General features: G+C 61.7%; 1 protein-coding gene. It reads right to left on the minus strand.

From position 1 onward, the window contains the following. Positions 1-853, minus strand: a protein-coding gene (locus NKH13_RS35515; RefSeq protein WP_352722272.1) for an IS630 family transposase whose coding sequence is annotated in 2 segments (ribosomal slippage) — positions 1-516 and positions 518-853 — 852 coding nt annotated over the 2 segments. Because the reading frame shifts where the segments join, the coding sequence is not laid out codon by codon here. This gene is flagged as partial in the annotation. Positions 854-946: the final 93 nt, after the last annotated feature.

Genomic DNA, 946 nt, shown 5'->3' on the forward strand with positions numbered 1-946 from the left:
GTCCTCGACGGTACGCTTCTGAGCTTGTCGCATCCAATGCTTGATCTTGGCGAAGGCCTGCTCGATCGGGTTGAGGTCGGGGGAGTAGGGTGGCAGGTACCAAAGCCTGGCGCCGGCAGCCTTGATCATCTGCCTGATCGCCGCCGACTTATGACTTCCCAGATTATCCATGACGACGATGTCGCCGGGTTTCAGCACGGTGATGAGCTGCTGCTCGACATAGGCGCGGAAGCATTGGCCGTTGATTGGCCCGTCGAAGACGCAAGGTGCCGCGAGCCTATCGCAGCGCAGCGCGCCGAGGAAGGTCAGCGTGCGCCAGTGGCCGTGCGGGGCCAAGCCGCGCAGCCGCTCGCCCTTCGGCCCCCAACCGCGCAGCGGAGCCATGTTGGTCTTGATCCAGGTCTCATCGATGAAGACCAGATGCTGCGGATCGAGGCCGGCCTGCCAAGATCGCCATCGCTGACGCCTGCGGGCAATATCGGCGCGCGCCTGCTCAAGGGCGAACAGCGTTTTTTTTGAAGCTCAGGCCCTCGCGCCTCAAGAACATCCAGACCGCGTTGTGCGAGACCTTGACCCCGCGTGCGGCCAACTCATCCTTCAAACCGTGCAGCGTCAGATGCGGTGTCTCACGTATACGCGCCTCGATGAAGGCACGGTGCGGCTCCAGCAACCTCTTGCGATGTCCACCCATCTTGCCCGGCGCGACCGAGCCAGTCACCCGATGGCGCTGCAACAACTTCACCGCCGCCGAAACCGAAATGCCGAACCGTTTGGCGGCCGACCGGCGGCTCTCGCCACCCAAAACCGCCGCTACAACACGTTCGCGAAGATCATTGGAAAGAGGTCGGGTCATCCGATGCTGGCCTCCACTCCAGCCAGCATCTTGAATCACAAAACAGATAAATCTGGAATCCCCTTTGATTCCGTCAAAGGGGGAACCGCTCTA

This window comes from Mesorhizobium sp. M1348 (assembly GCF_040317925.1).
GTDB lineage: Bacteria > Pseudomonadota > Alphaproteobacteria > Rhizobiales > Rhizobiaceae > Mesorhizobium.